2 protein-coding genes are annotated in these 2,501 nt (G+C 47.9%); both read right to left on the bottom strand.

The genetic code is table 11. From position 1 onward, the window contains the following. On the bottom strand, positions 1–1,116 hold a 1,116-nt coding region (locus Q0688_RS19525; RefSeq protein WP_299081235.1), incomplete at its 3' end, for a Gfo/Idh/MocA family oxidoreductase. Then, positions 1,100–2,029, bottom strand: a complete 930-nt coding sequence (locus tag Q0688_RS19520; RefSeq protein WP_299081232.1) for a PDR/VanB family oxidoreductase — start codon at positions 2,027–2,029, stop codon at positions 1,100–1,102. The genes Q0688_RS19525 and Q0688_RS19520, both read right to left, overlap by 17 nt. Between the last annotated feature and the right edge of the window lie 472 nt (positions 2,030–2,501).

Raw genomic sequence — 2,501 nt, 5'->3', positions numbered from 1 at the left:
GGTAAGTAGTGCATGACAGATTTCGAGTGAAGCTCGGCCCCATTTGCCATCCTGCAATGGAGTCGTTTGTTCACGAACTGCGGCATAAAGTGTGTCAAATACTTCTGCTCGGGCGGTTCTAAAAGGTGCGGGGTAGAATTCGGGTCCATTCGTATCGGTAATTTCTACTCCGTTCGGCGTCAGGCGCAGGTCTCCGCGGTCGCCGAATACGAAAACCTGACCAAAGTGCTCGTGAGTTTGAGCCTGAGGGCAGGTTTCGAGGGATGAGAAACCACGTGATGACTTAAACTCCGATTCGTCCTGGACGGATTCCAGTATTTTGCGGGCGCTCTTGAATTCATCTGACTTGGGTATGCCTAATTCAGCAGTGTTCTCCATTAGCCGGTCGCCATCAAAATGAGCGTAACCTGAGTACGTCAGGCTGGCATAGACACCTTCGCTGAAATCAATCAGCATGCTGTAGGCGCCCTCGGTCGGTCGGTCAGCATCCCAGGCTCCACCCGTTCTGGCGGTAACACGCTGAGCGGGGACAGCAGCGAGTCGGCGGACGAGATCGATTTGATGGACGGCTTGGCTAAACACTACACCTCCACCTAAGTCTGTAGAAAGCTCTGCCGCTGTTCTTGGGCGATATAAAAAATCGGTTGCATAGAGCGCATGTATCATCCTTACGCGCCCTATCTTACCTTCCGCGATTAAAGCTTCAGCGAGCTTAACCGGACCATCAAAGCTGTGGCTAGGGCCAACAATGATCTGTACTCCCGCCTTTTTTGCCGCTTCAATTAGCGATGACGCATCTTCTAATGAGACAGTCATCGGCTTTTCGATAAGGACGGATTTGCCGGCGTTTATAGCAGCTAAAGCATGCTCTTTATGTAATCCATGAGGCGTGGATACATAGACCGCTTCCACGTCTGGGTCTGTTACTAGGTCGCGAACATCGGCATAGGTCTTTGCACCAAAAGTCGTTTCAAATGACCTCCTATGCTCGGAGTTTGGCTCCGCGCCAGCGACTAAGTTAACACCTGGGTGTGCATGAATAGCGGGGGCTGATAGCGCAAAGGCTCTCCCTAATCCCGCTACGCCTAGGCGTATTGGATTAGATATCGAGGACAAGGCGATCACCTTTTGCTCGGGATACACACAGCATAATAGTGTCGGATTTCTCGTCATCCATTAAAGCTAAGTCACGGTGATCCACTTCACCTTCCGTATATTTGCATTTACAGGTGCCACAAGTCCCGGTTTCACAGGAGCTGGAAAAATCGTGTCCATTAGCGCGCAGAGCTTCCAGAATAGTGTGATCCGCGGGAACAGTTATCGTTTCACCTGATTTAGCGAGTTCGACGGTGAATTCGGTATCGCTATCTCGAATGATTTCTACGGGCATGAACTCTTCAAAATGCACTCGGCCATCAGGCCAATGGCCCGTACCGCCTTTCACTTCTTCCATTAGAGACGTTGGCCCACAGCAATAGATATGCTCCTGCGTTGGCGTCATCAGCAGATCCCAAAAATCGAAAGCGTTTGAACTATCGCCTTCGCTATAGTGGATAGTGATTGCATCTCCGCAAAGCTCCTGAAGCTCATCAGCGTACGCTGCTTTTTCATAGCTGCGAGCTAAATAAACAACTCGGAATTTTCTACCTTCTGCTTTTAGTCTTTGTGCCATAGAGTAAATCGGTGTGATACCAATACCGCCACCGATTAACAAAGCATCGTGCTTCGGACCGAGAGGAAACTCATTATCAGACGTTTCTACATCCAGAACCGTCGATACTGTTGCCTGTTCATGCATCGACTTTGAACCACCACGAGAATTGGGCTCTTTTTTGATCGCAACGGTGTACGCGCTTAAGTTGTCACCAGAGTAAACCAACGAATAATAACGATGAGCCCCAGAGGGAGTGGTGATAGAGATGTGTGAGCCAGGCTCTGCTGGTGGCAACTGTTGCCCATCAACAGGGGTCAGGGTGAATTCTTCAATTTCTGGCGTGAGTGTGCGCCGAGCAGTTACGTGCAGTTTCATTGTTCTTCTCTCTAGGTATCACTACATATTGATTTGGTGTCATCAATCCTTAAATAGGGATGTTCGTGACTTGGATCAATATTAGCAATCTAATTATTTATCGTCAATAAAAATTAGATTGCTAATTATGTTGACTGTGCAAAATTAGATATCTATTATTTGTTCCGTTGAGGTAATCGAACATGAGACTGATTTTCTGTTAACGCCTCCTCGACATGTTTTGTCGACTCGTCAAATAGAAACTTGGTTACAAATTTGGCTTACAAGCAGTGACGTAGGGTGCTTGTAGCTATACGAAATAAAATAAAATGGAGAAAGGCACAATGCTTACACCACAAGAAAATGAATTGTTAACTCATGTTATGCCAACCGACCCGATGGGTAAGCTTATGCGCCAGCATTGGACGCCGGTTTGTTTGCTCGAAGAGGTTAAAGAGTGCGATGGAACTCCAGTGTTGGTTGAAGCTTTGGG

Source organism: uncultured Paraglaciecola sp., from assembly GCF_937123705.1.
In the GTDB taxonomy this organism is placed as follows: domain Bacteria; phylum Pseudomonadota; class Gammaproteobacteria; order Enterobacterales; family Alteromonadaceae; genus Paraglaciecola.
The sequence above is the reverse complement of the archived record's forward strand: the minus strand, read 5'-3'. Positions and strand labels throughout refer to the sequence as shown.

Coding starts and splice junctions, on each gene's coding strand:
- Q0688_RS19520 (WP_299081232.1), bottom strand. CDS start 2,029: ATGAAACTGCACGTAACTGCTCGGCGCACACTCACGCCAGAAATTGAA.